A 14,208-nucleotide genomic window follows, 5' to 3' on the forward strand; every position below is an offset into this window, starting at 1 on the left:
ATCTCCAGACTCTTAAATACTGAATATGGCAAACCATAACGATTTTGGAAAAATGGCAGAGGATCTCGCTGTTGAGCATCTCAAGAAGTATGGCTATAAAATCCTGGTCAGAAACTTCCGTTTTCAGAAAGCTGAAATTGATATTATTGCTGAAAAGGATAATCTGATTATCATCGTGGAAGTAAAAGCAAGATCTACTGATGCATTTATGCTCCCACAGGAAGCTGTAACCAAAACAAAGATAAGATCTATTGTTTCTGCTGCCAATCATTATCTGGAACAATTTAATAAAGATAACGAAGTAAGGTTTGATATTATTTCCGCTCTTCCTGACGACAACAAAAATTTAATAATTGAACATATTGAAGACGCCTTTGAGGCGTTTGATGCCAATTAGATATGTCTTATCTTTGAGTATAAATAATTAAAATTTACCATATGCCCTTTGTAAGAATTAGCCTGCCTGAAACGCTGAAACAAGAAGAGAAAGATCAGATTTCCATTTCTGTACATCAGGCTCTTATGAATGAATTTAATATCCCGGCCGATGATTATTTTCATGTTATAGAAGAATTGGAATCACACCAGGTTAAATTTCCTCAAAGCTATCTGGACATCCCTCATACAAAAGAAATCATCTTTATACAGATAACTGCAGGAAAAGGAAGGGATTTTGAAAAGAAAAAGGTTATATGCTTCTATTGCTGAAAAAATAGAAGCATCAACTACAATTACAAAAAATAATATCATTATTGTATTAACTGAGAATAACGGTCAGGAAGACTGGTCGTTTGGAAATGGTGGAATACAGGGGGCAAAGCATATCATTTAAGAGAAAAAAATATGAAGACAATATTGATCACCGGAGCTACTTCCGGTATAGGAAAAGCTACTGCAGAACTTCTTGCAAAACAAGGAAACAGAATAATTATTTGCGGAAGAAGAAGTGAAGTGCTGGAATCTGTAAAGACTGAACTTTCCCAATTTACCGAAATATTTAGTTTAAAGTTTGATGTAAGAAATCTTGAAGAAGTGGAAACAGCCATCAATTCTCTTCCTGAGAACTGGAAAGATATTGATGTTCTGATCAATAATGCGGGAAATGCGCACGGATTAGATCCGCTGTCGGCTGGTAAAACGGATGACTGGGATTCTATGATAGACGGAAATGTTAAGGGATTGCTCTATGTATCCAAAATGGTCATCCCGATTATGAAAACTAAAAATTTAGGTCATATTGTAAATATCAGTTCCGTAGCAGCAAGACAAACTTATGCGAATGGAGTAGTGTACTGTGCGACGAAAAAAGCAGTAGATGTTATTTCCGAAGGGATGAGGCTGGAGCTTACTGAATTTGGAATCAAGGTAACCAACATTCAGCCAGGCGCTGTAGAAACGGATTTTTCCCTGGTAAGATTCAAAGGAGACAGCGATAAAGCTTCAACGGTGTATGCAGGCTATGAAGCATTGAAAGCGGAAGATATTGCAGACGCAATTGCTTACTGTGTGAATGCACCGAAGCATGTTACCATTTCAGATATGACCATCTATCCAAGTGCCCAGGCAGAACCGAGAACAATTTATAGAAAATAGTCCAAAATAATGGAGTAAATTTGCAGAACATTAAAGCGGTTTGCCTTTTTGTAATTTTGCAGTTTAGCTTAAAAGAAAAAAATGAAAATTCTATATCTGGAAACATCATCTAAAAACTGTTCAGTAGCAGTCTCAGATAATGAGAAGCTGTTATGCCTTTGTGAAGAAGTTTCCGAAAACTATAAACAGTCTGAAAGTTTACACACTTATGTTGAATGGGCATTGGAAGGAGCTGGTATTTCTCTGAAAGAGATTGAAGCGGTTTCTTTAGGAAAGGGACCGGGCTCCTACACCGGCTTAAGAATCGGAGCTGCTTCGGCAAAAGGATTTTGTTACGGGCTTAGAGTTCCTCTGGTAGCTGTAAATTCTCTTGAAAGCATGATAGAGCCTTTTTTAGGCGATAACTATGAGCTCATAGTGCCTTTGATCGACGCGAGGAGAATGGAGGTTTATACAGCTGTTTATGACGGTAAGACAGGAAAAGAATTGTCAGCCACTGAAGCCAAAATTTTAGATGAAGCTTCTTTTGAAGAATTCAAAGATAAAAAAGTCCTGTTTGTAGGGGATGGGGCTAAAAAGGCAAAAGATATCCTGAATCTTCCGGATGCAGCTTTTAAAGAAGATGTATATCCCTCTGCACAATATCTGATCAGGAAGACACTGGAAAAGATAAAGCATAAAGAATTTGAAGACATGGCGTACTTTGAGCCTTTTTATCTCAAAGATTTCCATGGAGTAAAGAAAAGAAAAGCGAAGAATAAATCTTCGCTTTTTTATTTTATTGAGGTCTTGGCGGGATTTTCGACCCTGATTTTGTTTCGTTTGTTTTCTTAGGATTTTGCTGCCCGGGATTTTGTTGCCCGGGATTTTGTTGTGGAGCCGTATTATTCATATTCGGATTCTGAGCGCTGTCCAGCTTCTGGATTTTCCCGTTATTCATTTGTGAAATACCTGTATTCTGGGCATTGGGCTGTACGGGAGCTCCTGAAGGCTGCTGAGGGATGGTATTTCCTTTATTATCCGTTGCCTGGAAGCTTAGATCACTTTTCAGGTAATTCAGCATTTCTTTCGCTCTTACACCTTCCGGAGTTTTGGAATAGTTCAGCGCAATCTGTTCAAGCTGCAGAATCATTACCTCCTTACCACTGGATTTTCCAGCATTGAAAGCATTCAAAAGATATAGTTTAGGAACCAGTGCATCCTTCGGGAACTTCTGGATGGTCTGATCGATCACCTCTTTACTTTCCGTAAACTTTTCCGATTCAAACAGGGCATATGCCTTTTTATATTCGTTTTCAACTTCCTCAGTTGATTTCACAAATGATTTGTTTTTAGGATTTCTTGCAAACTCAGCATATGAAGTATAAGGATAATCAGCTAACAGAATTTGTTTTGCTCTTTCAGAAGCCTGGGGATTTTTTCATAATTCATGGCAAAAATCTCATACAATGCCTGTAGCATTACCTTTTCTTCCGGCTTCACATCTACAAGGTCATAAAGCGTTTTAGTCGCCAGGGAGTGTTGGTAAAATAGTTCTGATACATAATACCAAGTCCCAAAGAAGCGGTATCCCTGTCCTTTTTTAACTGGGACAATTTGCCCTGGTCGGTAGGAATCTGTTCAATATAATAAGCAGGTTCAAAACGTCTTGGATTAGGTGCTGAAGTAACTCCCAGAGCTTCATTCTTCATATCTTCAATAGAGGCCATCTTCTTGGAAGAACGCCAGTTGTCGGCAAGAGCACGGTCTCCCCAGATCTGCTTAAATGAAGAGGTCCCTTTGCTTACAGTTCCTGTATTGCTGAAGTAAAAACCTTTTGTAGTTACTCCAAAGTCTTCAAAAGAATTACCACTGTTGGCAAAAATAGAATTGGCGCTGTAATCTCCTGTATCAAAACCTTTACTTCTTTCAGCACGTCTTCTTTCCTGTTCTGCTTTTTCTTCTTTAATCTTTAATTTTGCAATATATTTTGTGAAATAATCAGTCTTCTGGGCATCATCCATCCTTGCCAGAGAAAGAATACTGTCATTCTTTTTGATCAGATAGTAGTTTTTGGAAATCTTTTTAATGTATTCGGATTGGTCTTTCAACAAGACTTTTGACGGTTCATAAGTCATTACGGCAAGTGCAGAATCGTAATAGCTTCCTGCCCCTATATAATCATTCTTATCAAGGTAGCTTTTTCCTATTTCATAATAAGTCAGCCCACGGATCTGAGGGTCAGAAACCTTCTCAAACAGTGATTTTCTGAAGAATTGCTGTGCTTCATCTTTTTTCCGGCTTTATTAGCCATCAAACCTAAGGCATAGTAAAATTCATTCTTTCTGGAACCATAAGTTCCTTTTTTACTGATTCCCTCCAGGTAATTTTTTGCCCCGGCATAATCTCCTTTACCGTTAAAGGTTTTAGCAATTGCAATCTGGGATTTTACTTCGAATTCGAAATCATTGGCATATTTGTATGCCGCAGCATAGCTTTCTCTTGCCTTATCATTCTGGTTCAGTTCTTCATAAACCTGACCTCTCAGATAAGCGATTCTGCTTTTGACCTTTCTGTTGTTATTCAGTTCAAAAGCATTGTCAAGTTCCTTGGCTGCCTCTTCTTTTTTCCTGCATCAAGCAGAGATTCAGCATAGTAAATACTCAGCAGCTTTGCGTAGCTTTTATTTATATCTTCTCCTTTCAGTTTGGCAAAAGTCTCATGTGCTCTGTGGTAATCTTTGATTTTATCATAAGCAAGCCCCTGATAAATTCTTGCCAGTGCAATTCTTTTATCATCTTTCATGTGTGTGAAGACATAATTGAGCGCATCCAGAGCTTCCAGGGATTTACCACGGTAAATTCTTGCCTGGGCAAGGATCATATAGGCATCAAAAATCTGCTTGTTTTTCTCTTCACCATTTCTGGTTACCGAATATTTATTAATAGCTTTTAAAGCTTTGGCTTCTGCAATTTCAAGGGTGGTAGCGCCTTTGCTCTCCTCACCGTCCGGTCTTGATGGCCCGCCTCCCGGAGGCCCGCCAGGAATATTCGGAACTCCCGAATTACCTCTTCCGGAGGGTCTGTTGGCTACTTCGGCCATCTTTATAGAATTTTCTGCAAAAGCTTCAGTCTGCCCAAGGTCACTCCCCAAAGGCTGTTCCTCGTATGTCAGAATAGGAATATAAGGAGCATAGAAATTGTCCTTGTGCCCTTTGTCCCTGGCCGTAAATTCACTGTTTAATGCATCTTTCGCATTAAACAGAGTATTGTAATATGTGGAAAATCCTTTCAATACCCTTGAACGCTGCTCCGGCTTTTTTGTTTTGGTAGCACAGGAGGCAACAAGGCATATGACTAAAAGGAATAATATATTCTTTTTCATTATTCAATATAACTCGCTAATCTGCTTTTTATTATCAGCAGTTTGATGATTTTGTAAAAATAATAAAATTTTATAACGAATAATATTTATATTTCCGCAGGAAATATTTTATTTCTTCTTTAACAGATATCCGGAATTCTAAAAATCTTTTAAATCAAAGCGGTTTTTTTCAAAATTTTGTAAACGAGGTGGGTAGGGAGTCCCATAATCGTATAAAAGCTTCCTGTAAGGCTTGTGATCTTTGCCATTCCCAGCCATTCCTGGATGCCATAGCTTCCTGCTTTATCGAAAGGCTTGTAATTTTGCACATAATAGTTAATTTCTTCATCCGTAAGCACATCCAGAGCTACATCGGCTACATCTGTTTCCGTAAAAGACTGATTGGCAGTTCTGATGGTAATTCCTGTATACACCTGATGCGTTCTTCCTGAAAGGCTCTGGAGCATTTTAAAGGCATCTGCTTCATCTTTAGGCTTGCCTAGAATCTGATTATCAATAGCTACCACTGTGTCAGCAGTCAGAAGCACTTCGTCCCCTTCCAGACTTCTGAAAGCATCCGCTTTTAAATCGGAAAGATACGCTGCGGCTTCTTCTATTTTAATGTGCTGAGGAAGTATTTCTTCACAATCTATTTTGACAACCTCAAATTCAAAACCAAGGCTGGAAAGAAGTTCCTTTCTTCTTGGGGATTGTGATGCTAAAAGTAATTTCATGCCGTTAATTATACAGATTGGGTATTATCATCATGCCAGTTACCCTGAACTTTCATCACCTGTTCTATCACGTCACGAACCGCTCCTGTTCCTCCTTTTTTAGGTGAAATATAATCAGAGATTCCTTTTACCTCGGGAACTGCATTTTCAGGGCACGCAGCAATAGCCGAACTTTCCATAATATGAATATCCGGAAGATCATCACCCATCGTCAGAATTTCTTCATTTTTAAGATTGTATTTCTTCTTAAAGTCTTCAAAATCATCTATTTTATTGTGAGATTTCGGATAGTAATCCTGAATTCCAAGGTAGTTGATTCTGTGTTTTACCATTTCATCATTTCCTCCCGTAATAACACCAATCAGATAATTGTTTTTTAATGCTTTCACCACAGCATAGCCGTCCAGGACATTCATTACCCTGCACATATTTCCTCCGGGAAGCAGATATACACTTCCGTCTGTGAAAACACCGTCAACATCAAATACAAATGCCTTAATATCTTTTAATTTCTCTTTATAGCTCATACATTTTCTGAATAGAATGATTCATTGTTTTATAAATGTCAAGGCTCTCGTCCTTTAATAACTGTTCATGCAGCTGTAAAATCCTGACATCATTTCTTACGGCAGGTCCGGTTTGTGCCTCTTTAGGCTCAATTGTATGAATTTTCTGAACTGTTTCATCAATCAATGGTAAGAAATAATCAAACGGAATTTCCTGAGAATCTGAAATTTCCTTGGCCCTTGAAAAAAGATGATTCACAAAATTGCATGCAAAAACAGCCGTCAGGTGAATATACTTTCTTTTTTCATGAGTACTTTCCATCACCCTTTCCGAAATTTTTGAAGCAAGATCCAACAATATTTTCTGGTCTTCATCATTTTCAGCCTCTACAAAAAACGGAATTTTTTCGTATTCCAGTTCTTTGGATTTTGAAAAGGTCTGTAAAGGATAGAAACTGGATTTCCGGTATTCGCCGGCAAGAATTTCTTTAGGAAGTGATCCTGAAGTATGCGCAACCAGAAAGTCTTTTCCGGGTATGATCTTCGAAACTTCTTCTACAGAATGATCACTTACACAGATGATATAAAGATCTGCCTTTTCCAGATGATCTGTGGAGTAGGGAATGTTTAATTCTTCGGAAATTTTACTTAATTCTTTTTCGTTCCTCCCAAATAACTGGGCCACAGGAATGCTTTTCAAAGTGAAAGCCTTTGCCAGATGATAGGCAACGTTTCCGGAACCGATAATTACAATTTGCATATAACAAATATAGGATTTTAAGCCGAGCCGGGAAAGGAAGTCAGCTTTGGAAATCATGTACTTCAATACAGGCACGTTTATTGCGTAAGTGTCTCATAATATTTTTAATATTTAAATTGAAAATTGAATAATTAATTTAACTTTCAGTTATTTTTGTAATCCAAAACAATGTAAGGCATCTTATGAAGATTAAGGACGCGGAAATTATTTCGTTGATGCAGAATCCACGGACCCAGGATAAAGGTGTCCGTGCCTTGATGGATGCCTATCAAAGCAGATTGTACTGGCACATAAGAAGAATTATTGTGGACGGAGATCTTGCACAGGATACTTTGCAGGAAACTTTTATTAAAGCTTATCAGAATTTTCATCAGTTCAAAAATGATAGCCAGCTGTATACCTGGTTGTACAGAATTGCTACCAACGAGGCGCTACAGCAGGTCAACAAAATGAAAAAGATGCAGAAAACTGACGAAGACCCGGATTATCACATGCAGAATCTCGTAGCTGATAATACAGATGATGATGCTGAAGAAATACAGATTTTACTGCAGAACGCTATACAGAGCCTGCCCGAGAAGCAGAAACTGGTATTTATGATGCGGTATTATGATGATTTGCCCTATGAAGAAATATCAAAGATTGTAGATATGTCGGTAGGGACTCTGAAAACGAATTATCATTATGCCAAACAGAAAATAGAAGATTATATTAAAGAAAATTACGAAAAATAATTTTTGATCCAACAAAGATGAAAGAGTTCGATATAGAAAAATTAGAACGTAAAAACATTTACACAGTCCCTGAAAATTTGTTTGAAAATATTCAGGAGAGCGTTATGAATGATATAAAGACAAGTAAAAAAGCACCTGTCTTTAAGCTGAACTGGATGTATGCAGCAGCGGCATCACTGGCTTTGATCTTTGGGGCAACTTATGTTTTCAATTCAGATAACGATTCCACGGAACAAATACTGAACTCTAAAACAACGTATGTGGCCAATAACGGAGAACCAAAAACAGAAAGTGAGTTGGCTTATGAAACTTTAAAATCTGATTTAACTTCTGTTGAAAATAATAATCAAACAGTTGAAAATCAAAAAATAACAATGTGTACGCTTCAAAAAGCGTCCAGGAAACTGAAAAAACAACAGACACACCAAAACCGGTGAAAACTGTAAATAAAAAAGAAGAAACACGAATGAATGACTATCTGGATTCATTTTCTAATTCTGAAATTGCAGAGTTAGCAAGTAATTCAACTCAGGACGTTTATTTGGATATTTATAATTAAAAGAAGATGAAAAAGATATTATTGACGTTTTTGATTATTTACGGCTTTGGTTTAAATGCCCAAAGAACAGATTATGATTGGAAAAAGATGGATCCTAAACAAAGAAAGGAAGTCATCAATAACCTTTCTCCTGAAGAGAGAAAAGAACTTCTGAAGAAATTCAGAAACAATATGATCATGGATAATCTGAATGTTGATCCGGAGGATAAAGCCGAATTTACACAATTGTATAACGAATATCTGGATAGCCAGAAACAGATAAAAAGTCAGTTCAATTCAAACTTTGATCCGGAAACCTTAACGGATGAGGAAGCTAAGGCCAAATTACAGCAAAGCTTTGAAGTGGGACAAAAGCTGCTGGATAACAGAAAAAATATGCAGACAAAATGCAGCAGGTGATACCCTGCCAGAAAGTTCTGAAGCTGTTTCAATCAGAAAAAATGATGAAGGATAAAATGGATGAAAGAAGACCTCATGGAAACAACAATAATGCTTCAGGACCAAAACAAAACCCATAATAGTTTATTTTTTTAATGTTGGACGGCTCTTACAGATATTTCTGAGAGCCGTTTAATTTTGCTTCAAATTCCTATTTTTGCTGTAGTTAAAACATAAATTATGAGAAACCTTTTTTTCCTTTTACTTATGTCAGTTTTTGCATCAGCGCAGAAAATAGAAACCATTGATCTTTCAAAATCTATTAAGGATGGCAAAAATTCTATCAAGAGTCTTACGGTAATAGATCAAAGGGAAAATCAGGAAATTGGAATGGTTATGCACCATAAGGATGAGGTGAAAATTATTTTCGAGAACGGTGCCGGCAAAGACATACAGGATTGGTTTTATAAATACAATCCGGTAAGAGGAAATAATGATATGGTCATTCTGTTGGAGAAGTTAAATATTTCAGAAGACAAAAAAGAAAAGTACTCTATCGGAATGCTTGAATTAAAGGCAAGTACATTTATTAAGAAAGAAGACGGATATCATTTTATTGACAGAAAAGATACTGTAGCAACAGTCTCATCACGAACAACTCCTTATCTGGCACAAAGTCTGGCAAGAAAAGTAACTTTAATTCTTACTGATCTTTTTAAAGAATCCTATAAAGCAACACCTTGGGAATTTAGTATTTCAGAAAACGAGCTTTCAGACTATGTTCCTATATTAAAAGAAAAACTTAGTATTCTGAAAGCAGATGAATTAAAAGAAGGAGTTTATAAAGACTATTACAGCTTTTTTACTCACAATCCTGAACCCGGATTTACTTTGCAGACTAATGATAAAGGAATCGTTACAAAGGCCGTAAAAGGAGAAGAAAAAACGGCAATAAGGCATTTTTATGGTTTTGTGTATAAAGGCATTGCATACAAAAATATCCCCGTGGGTTACACTGAGATTTTCAAAGATGATAAGGGTGTTTTTATTGAGGTAACAAAAGCAGAATTATTTCCTGAAACGGCAACAACGGGGGTTACAATTGGTGCTGCTGCAGGAGGTCTGATTGGTGGCGTTATTGGTGCAGTGATTGATGTCAGTTTATCAGGCAAAAGAAAGAATACTGTAGGACCCAAAGTTTATCTTGATCCTTTTACCGGAAATTATGTGTTACCGGAAGACTTTGGCAAAACAAAATAATATTTGAAAAGGGGGAAAGTTTTGCCTCTCTTCTTATTGTTATCTGTGTTTCAGTTAAAAGAAAGAATTAAGAATGAAAAATTCTCCTGCATTTTCTTATCTTTGCAAACTACAAGATTCTTAAATGAAAAACATACGAAATTTTTGCATAATCGCCCATATCGACCATGGTAAAAGTACCCTGGCAGACCGTCTGTTGGAGTACACGAATACCGTTACCCAAAGAGAACTACAGTCTCAGACGCTTGATGATATGGATTTGGAGAAAGAACGTGGGATTACGATTAAGTCGCACGCTATCCAGATGGATTATGAATATAAAGGAGAAAAATATATTTTAAACCTTATTGATACACCGGGACACGTTGACTTTTCCTATGAAGTTTCCCGTTCCATTGCTGCCTGTGAAGGAGCACTTCTGATTGTGGATGCTGCACAGAGTATTCAGGCGCAAACCATCAGTAACCTGTATCTGGCACTGGAAAATGATTTGACAATCATTCCGATTCTGAATAAAATTGACCTTCCGTCTGCCAATCCTGAGGAAGTAACCGATGAGATCATGAACCTGATCGGGTGCGACTATGAAGATGTACTGAGAGTTTCCGGAAAAACAGGAGAAGGTGTTCATAACCTTTTAGAGCAGATTGTTGAAAGAATTCCTGCACCGGAAGGAGATCCCGATGGTCCGCTTCAGGCTTTGATCTTCGACTCTGTTTATAACCCTTTCAGAGGTATTGAAGCGTATTTCAAAGTAGTAAACGGAAGCATTACTAAAAATGAAAAGATCAAATTCTTCGCTACAGGAAAAGAATATGGGGCTGATGAAGTAGGAACATTAAAACTGAAGCAGGTACCTAAGAAAACAATCCATTGCGGAGACGTGGGTTACCTGGTGTCCGGGATCAAAGATGCCCGTGAAGTAAAAGTAGGGGATACCATCACTTCTTTTGACAGACCTGCAGCTGCTCCGATTGATGGATTTGAGGAAGTAAAGCCAATGGTATTTGCCGGTATTTATCCAATTGATTCTGAGGACTTTGAAGAGCTGAGGTTCTCTCTTGAGAAATTAAGACTGAATGATGCTTCCCTGGTTTTCGAACCGGAAAGTTCTGCCGCTCTTGGTTTCGGTTTCCGCTGCGGATTCCTGGGAATGCTTCACATGGAAATCGTACAGGAACGTCTTGACAGAGAGTTTAATATGAATGTGATCACTACGGTACCGAACGTATCTTATTTTGGATATTCCAAAAAAGAACCTGAAGTTCCGATTCTGATCAACAACCCTTCTGAAATGATGGATCCGTCTATTATGGACAGAGTGGAAGAACCGTTTATCAAGGCTTCTATCATTACCAAGTCTGATTTCGTAGGTCCGGTAATGACTTTATGTATTGAAAAAAGAGGAGAAATAGTTAATCAAAGCTATTTAACTTCTGAAAGAGTGGAATTGGTGTTCAATATGCCGCTTGCTGAGGTTGTTTTCGATTTCTATGACAGGTTAAAATCGATCTCTAAAGGATATGCTTCATTCGATTATCATCCAATTGGATTCAGAGCTTCCAAGCTTGTAAAAATGGATATCCTGATCAATGGTGATATGGTAGATGCACTTTCATCTTTGATTCATGACAGTAATGCGTATCACATTGGTAAAAAAATGTGTGAAAAGCTTCGTGAGCTGATCCCGAGACAACAGTTTGATATTGCTGTTCAGGCTGCTTTGGGTACGAAAGTAATTGCAAGAGAAACCATTAAAGCCTTAAGAAAAGACGTTACCGCAAAATGTTACGGTGGAGATATTTCCAGAAAGCGTAAGTTATTGGAAAAGCAGAAAGAAGGTAAGAAGAAAATGAAGCAGATTGGTAGGGTAGAAGTACCGCAATCAGCGTTCATGGCTGTATTAAAGCTGAATGATTAATTCATTATAAAATAAAAACCGCTTCATCAGAAGCGGTTTTTTGTTGATTATTTCTTACGGGTGTATTTTATTTCCATGGTTTTGTACTCTTTTCCTGTCTTGGAGTCCGGGCCGTACATTTCCAGCCTTTGGGTATTGTCATCTACAAAAGTGAAAACTTCCCTGAAATCACAATCTTTTCCGGGTCTTGAAGGATCTGTCATTTTTCCTTTGAATTCAACCGATTTTGTAGAAGGATTCCATTCTCCTTCACCATGCATAATGCCGGTTCCCATATTGTCGATCCAGGAACTGATAAATTTCTTTTGGAATTGTCATAACCCACAATGCTCATTCCTTCAAAAGGCATTCCCATAAAATTTCCTTTGTGATTACTGATCTGATAGCGTCCGTCATACATCATTTTATTGGTAGTCTCAGATTTACTCATCATAGGCTTTCCTCCGTCTTCCATCCACATGGTGGTTTCTCCTGTCCATATTCCGTCGGATTTTGCCAGCATTTTATGCATTTCTCCCGGAGTAGAGTACTCCATCCATGCTTTCATAGCTGTCGCAGAATCTACTGGTTTCCATTCAGATTTTGCAGCTGTGGAATCGGCTTTATCAGTACTATTGGCTGCTGTTGTTTTTCCTTTCTCACAAGCCGTTAATAAAAAAGCTGCGACAAGAATAGATAATAAATTTTTCATAATGGTTTAGTTTTAAGATGGTTAGAATGATAACTTAAAGATAAGAACTTTTATTATACCTCTAATTATTTTTTACTATGCGCATAAATTGTAACTTTGTGTATTCGTAACGCAAATCAATTTTATGGAGTCTCCAAAAAAATTACAGGATATAAAAGTGGCTGTAGATGCCGTCATCTTCGGATATTTTGATAAAAAAGATCTTCAGATCCTTCTGATTAAAAGAAATATTGAACCTTTTAAAGGAGGATGGGCACTGCCAGGAGGGCTTGTTCTTGATGATGAAAGTGTGGATGACGCAGTAAAAAGAGAACTGTATGAAGAGGCAGGTATAAGACCCGATTTTCTGGAACAACTGTATACATTTGGTGATCTGGGCCGGGATCCGAGAAACAGAGTTGTTTCTGTGGCTTATTTGGGACTTGTGAACCCATCTTATCATGAGCTTTTCGCGGACTCTGATGCTGAAGATGCACAATGGTTCAGCATTAATAAGCTTCCTTCATTGGCTTTCGACCATAAAACGATCATTGATACTGCCTTAAAAAGACTTCGTACAAAAATTCAGTATCAGCCGATCGGATTCAATCTTCTCAACGAAGAATTCCCTTTTTCAGATCTTGAAAACCTTTATAAAACCATTATAGGACAGGAAATCGACAGAAGAAACTTTCGCAAAAAAATTATGAGCTACGGGCTGCTTAATGAAACCAATAACGTAAAAAAAGAAGGCAGCGGAAGACCTGGAAAACTATTTACTTTCAATAAGGAAAAGTATAAAGAGCTTGAAGAGCAGGGGTTTTATTTCGAGATTAAATAAGATCTACAAACACAAATTTCACGAATGTTTTGCAAAAATATCCACTCATATTTATGACATTTTTGAAGCCACAGTATAAATATCAATTGAAAACATTCAACAGGAACGGGCTTTAGCCCGTTTTTTTATGATCAATTCGATCGGCTTTAGCCTAAACATCTTAAAGATGGTACCATTTGTGATACAAATTTATGTTTTATAAAATAAATTTTTATCTCTGTAAATCAATTGGTTACAATTATTAGCGTAAATTTAACACAAATAAATTTGAAAGGAAAATGATATTGCTTTAAATTTGTGTAAAAATAACGCAATCATGAAATACAATTTGCAGAATATAAAAGAACGCTTTCAGAAAAAAGAAAAGATAAAATTACTCTTTTTCTGGGGCCACACGGCAAAAGATGCCGTTACCAAATCATGTTTCAGTCAGTGGTTTCCCGGAAATTTTGAAGAAAACGGGATCATTTATAAAACGGCAGAACATTATATGATGGCAGGAAAGGCCAGATTATTTAATGATCATGAAACCGAAGAGGAGATTTTAAAAGCAAATACCCCTAACCAGGCAAAAGCTTTAGGCAGAAAAGTAAAAAACTTTGATCCTAAACAGTGGGACAAACATAAATTTGAAATTGTAACGCAGGGAAATCTTTTGAAATTCTCTCAAAATCAGAAATTTAAAGACTTTCTTTTGTCAACCGGGGACAAAGTTTTGGTAGAAGCGAGTCCTTATGACAGAATCTGGGGAATCGGAATGCTGGAAACAGATCACAGAGCAGAAAATCCTTTACTATGGAACGGAGAAAACCTGTTAGGATTTGCTTTGATGCAAGTAAGGGATGAATTAAGAAGGTAAAAACATAACCAGACACAAAATATTAATATGGAAAAATAGAATTACACCCAC

The 14,208-nt window shown here is 37.3% G+C and carries 14 protein-coding genes and 3 pseudogenes; 12 read left to right on the forward strand and 5 right to left on the reverse strand.

Annotation, left to right across the window (positions count from 1 at the left end; genetic code table 11):
* Positions 1 to 25: 25 nt before the first annotated feature.
* The 4 genes and pseudogenes from OWR28_RS23705 (at position 26) to tsaB (ending at position 2,427) form a co-directional block, all read left to right on the forward strand.
* Positions 26 to 397 (forward strand): YraN family protein, encoded by a 372-nt coding sequence (locus tag OWR28_RS23705; RefSeq protein ID WP_332388770.1) that lies wholly within the window; start codon positions 26 to 28, stop codon positions 395 to 397.
* 41 nt (positions 398 to 438) lie between these two features.
* Positions 439 to 832: pseudogene (locus tag OWR28_RS23710) on the forward strand (tautomerase family protein).
* Positions 833 to 843: 11 nt separating this feature from the next.
* The gene (locus OWR28_RS23715; RefSeq protein WP_332388771.1) at positions 844 to 1,593 is read left to right on the forward strand and encodes an SDR family NAD(P)-dependent oxidoreductase; all 750 of its coding nucleotides are present in this window, start codon (positions 844 to 846) and stop codon (positions 1,591 to 1,593) included.
* Positions 1,594 to 1,674: 81 nt separating this feature from the next.
* Positions 1,675 to 2,427, forward strand: coding sequence for a tRNA (adenosine(37)-N6)-threonylcarbamoyltransferase complex dimerization subunit type 1 TsaB (tsaB, locus tag OWR28_RS23720; RefSeq protein WP_332388772.1), 753 nt, complete (start codon positions 1,675 to 1,677; stop codon positions 2,425 to 2,427).
* On the opposite strand, the pseudogene porW reads toward tsaB, so the two are convergent.
* The 4 genes and pseudogenes from porW to OWR28_RS23750 form a co-directional block, all read right to left on the reverse strand.
* Positions 2,372 to 4,956, reverse strand: a pseudogene (porW, locus tag OWR28_RS27355) (type IX secretion system periplasmic lipoprotein PorW/SprE). The gene tsaB and the pseudogene porW sit on opposite strands and share 56 nt — an antisense overlap.
* A 149-nt stretch (positions 4,957 to 5,105) precedes the next feature.
* On the reverse strand, positions 5,106 to 5,669 hold the full coding sequence (locus OWR28_RS23740; RefSeq protein ID WP_332388776.1) for a Maf family nucleotide pyrophosphatase: 564 nt from the start codon (positions 5,667 to 5,669) through the stop codon (positions 5,106 to 5,108).
* A gap of 8 nt (positions 5,670 to 5,677) precedes the next feature.
* Positions 5,678 to 6,196: a KdsC family phosphatase gene (locus OWR28_RS23745; protein ID WP_034694018.1), complete on the reverse strand. Its 519-nt coding sequence runs from the start codon at positions 6,194 to 6,196 to the stop codon at positions 5,678 to 5,680.
* Positions 6,186 to 6,935: a Rossmann-like and DUF2520 domain-containing protein gene (locus OWR28_RS23750; protein ID WP_332388777.1), complete on the reverse strand. Its 750-nt coding sequence runs from the start codon at positions 6,933 to 6,935 to the stop codon at positions 6,186 to 6,188. Before OWR28_RS23750 ends, OWR28_RS23745 begins: the two co-directional genes overlap by 11 nt.
* 182 nt (positions 6,936 to 7,117) lie before the next feature.
* On the opposite strand from OWR28_RS23750, the gene OWR28_RS23755 reads away from it, so the two are divergent.
* From OWR28_RS23755 to lepA, 6 genes are all read left to right on the forward strand, one after another.
* A complete protein-coding gene (locus OWR28_RS23755) occupies positions 7,118 to 7,669 on the forward strand; it encodes an RNA polymerase sigma factor (protein WP_002982020.1) in 552 nt (183 codons plus the stop codon).
* A gap of 17 nt (positions 7,670 to 7,686) precedes the next feature.
* Positions 7,687 to 8,106 (forward strand): hypothetical protein, encoded by a 420-nt coding sequence (locus OWR28_RS23760; RefSeq protein WP_332388778.1) that lies wholly within the window; start codon positions 7,687 to 7,689, stop codon positions 8,104 to 8,106.
* 128 nt (positions 8,107 to 8,234) lie between these two features.
* Positions 8,235 to 8,627, forward strand: a complete 393-nt coding sequence (locus tag OWR28_RS23765) for a hypothetical protein (RefSeq protein ID WP_332388779.1) — start codon at positions 8,235 to 8,237, stop codon at positions 8,625 to 8,627.
* Positions 8,615 to 8,746 (forward strand): hypothetical protein, encoded by a 132-nt coding sequence (locus OWR28_RS23770; protein WP_332388780.1) that lies wholly within the window; start codon positions 8,615 to 8,617, stop codon positions 8,744 to 8,746. Before OWR28_RS23765 ends, OWR28_RS23770 begins: the two co-directional genes overlap by 13 nt.
* Positions 8,747 to 8,846: 100 nt before the next feature.
* Positions 8,847 to 9,866, forward strand: coding sequence for a hypothetical protein (locus tag OWR28_RS23775; RefSeq protein ID WP_332388781.1), 1,020 nt, complete (start codon positions 8,847 to 8,849; stop codon positions 9,864 to 9,866).
* Between the two features lie 124 nt (positions 9,867 to 9,990).
* The gene (gene lepA / locus OWR28_RS23780) at positions 9,991 to 11,787 is read left to right on the forward strand and encodes a translation elongation factor 4 (protein ID WP_002982007.1); all 1,797 of its coding nucleotides are present in this window, start codon (positions 9,991 to 9,993) and stop codon (positions 11,785 to 11,787) included.
* A gap of 47 nt (positions 11,788 to 11,834) precedes the next feature.
* On the opposite strand, the pseudogene OWR28_RS23790 reads toward lepA, so the two are convergent.
* Positions 11,835 to 12,478, reverse strand: a pseudogene (locus OWR28_RS23790) (DUF1579 domain-containing protein).
* Positions 12,479 to 12,602: 124 nt separating this feature from the next.
* Between OWR28_RS23790 and OWR28_RS23795 the strand changes: the two are divergent.
* Both OWR28_RS23795 and ybiA read left to right on the forward strand, forming a co-directional pair.
* Positions 12,603 to 13,298: an NUDIX hydrolase gene (locus OWR28_RS23795; RefSeq protein WP_332388784.1), complete on the forward strand. Its 696-nt coding sequence runs from the start codon at positions 12,603 to 12,605 to the stop codon at positions 13,296 to 13,298.
* Between the two features lie 316 nt (positions 13,299 to 13,614).
* On the forward strand, positions 13,615 to 14,157 hold the full coding sequence (gene ybiA / locus OWR28_RS23800; RefSeq protein WP_332388785.1) for a riboflavin biosynthesis intermediates N-glycosidase: 543 nt from the start codon (positions 13,615 to 13,617) through the stop codon (positions 14,155 to 14,157).
* Positions 14,158 to 14,208 lie beyond the last annotated feature (51 nt).

The organism is Chryseobacterium sp. 1B4 (genome assembly GCF_036631475.1).
In the GTDB taxonomy this organism is placed as follows: Bacteria; Bacteroidota; Bacteroidia; order Flavobacteriales; family Weeksellaceae; genus Chryseobacterium.

Excerpts from the sequence above, each read along its gene's own strand:
- OWR28_RS23705 (WP_332388770.1), top strand. The coding sequence starts at position 26 with ATGGCAAACCATAACGATTTTGGAAAAATGGCAGAGGATCTCGCTGTT.
- OWR28_RS23715 (WP_332388771.1), top strand. The coding sequence starts at position 844 with ATGAAGACAATATTGATCACCGGAGCTACTTCCGGTATAGGAAAAGCT.
- tsaB (WP_332388772.1), top strand. The coding sequence starts at position 1,675 with ATGAAAATTCTATATCTGGAAACATCATCTAAAAACTGTTCAGTAGCA.
- OWR28_RS23740 (WP_332388776.1), bottom strand. The coding sequence starts at position 5,669 with ATGAAATTACTTTTAGCATCACAATCCCCAAGAAGAAAGGAACTTCTT.
- OWR28_RS23745 (WP_034694018.1), bottom strand. The coding sequence starts at position 6,196 with ATGAGCTATAAAGAGAAATTAAAAGATATTAAGGCATTTGTATTTGAT.
- OWR28_RS23750 (WP_332388777.1), bottom strand. The coding sequence starts at position 6,935 with ATGCAAATTGTAATTATCGGTTCCGGAAACGTTGCCTATCATCTGGCA.
- OWR28_RS23755 (WP_002982020.1), top strand. The coding sequence starts at position 7,118 with ATGAAGATTAAGGACGCGGAAATTATTTCGTTGATGCAGAATCCACGG.
- OWR28_RS23760 (WP_332388778.1), top strand. The coding sequence starts at position 7,687 with ATGAAAGAGTTCGATATAGAAAAATTAGAACGTAAAAACATTTACACA.
- OWR28_RS23765 (WP_332388779.1), top strand. The coding sequence starts at position 8,235 with ATGAAAAAGATATTATTGACGTTTTTGATTATTTACGGCTTTGGTTTA.
- OWR28_RS23770 (WP_332388780.1), top strand. The coding sequence starts at position 8,615 with ATGCAGCAGGTGATACCCTGCCAGAAAGTTCTGAAGCTGTTTCAATCA.
- OWR28_RS23775 (WP_332388781.1), top strand. The coding sequence starts at position 8,847 with ATGAGAAACCTTTTTTTCCTTTTACTTATGTCAGTTTTTGCATCAGCG.
- lepA (WP_002982007.1), top strand. The coding sequence starts at position 9,991 with ATGAAAAACATACGAAATTTTTGCATAATCGCCCATATCGACCATGGT.
- OWR28_RS23795 (WP_332388784.1), top strand. The coding sequence starts at position 12,603 with ATGGAGTCTCCAAAAAAATTACAGGATATAAAAGTGGCTGTAGATGCC.
- ybiA (WP_332388785.1), top strand. The coding sequence starts at position 13,615 with ATGAAATACAATTTGCAGAATATAAAAGAACGCTTTCAGAAAAAAGAA.